At 52.6% G+C, this 639-nt stretch carries 1 protein-coding gene and 1 pseudogene; both read left to right on the forward strand.

All coding sequences use genetic code 11. The features are described from left to right. A partial coding sequence (locus R8N47_RS25975; RefSeq protein ID WP_318186202.1) for a tyrosine recombinase XerC occupies positions 1-523 on the forward strand: 523 nt, incomplete at its 5' end. A gap of 8 nt (positions 524-531) precedes the next feature. After that, positions 532-639: pseudogene (locus R8N47_RS25980) on the forward strand (2-haloalkanoic acid dehalogenase); the annotation flags it as partial.

The raw sequence follows: 639 nt of genomic DNA on the forward strand, positions 1-639 counted from the left end.
TGACCCATTGGCGATCCGCGATCGCGCAATGATGGAGCTGATGTACGGTGCCGGCCTGCGTTTAGCCGAATTGGTCAGTGTGGATGTGCGAGATGTGCAGCTGCGCAGTGGTGAGCTTCGTGTTATCGGTAAAGGTGACAAAGAACGTAAAGTGCCTTTTTCGGGGATGGCAACGGAATGGGTTGGTAAGTGGCTACGCGTTCGTGGTGACTTAGCAGCGCCAGGTGAACCTGCATTGTTTGTGTCTAAACTCGGAACCCGTATTTCGCACCGTAGCGTGCAAAAACGCATGGCCGAGTGGGGACAAAAACAGTCTGTAGCCAGTCACATTAGCCCACATAAGTTGCGCCACTCATTTGCCACGCACATGCTGGAGTCGAGCAACAACTTACGTGCGGTGCAAGAGCTTTTAGGTCACGAGAACATATCGACGACCCAGATCTACACACACTTGGATTTCCAGCATCTAGCGCAAGCGTATGACCAAGCCCACCCACGCGCACGCAAAAAGAACGGGGAGTGAGCCAAAGCATGAAATTTTACCGCCGTATCGAGCCGATTAAGGCCATGACATTCGATCTGGATGACACGCTGTATGACAACCATCCAGTGATTGTCCGTATGGAGCGCGAGTTACTG

Source organism: Vibrio sp. 2132-1 (genome assembly GCF_033344315.1).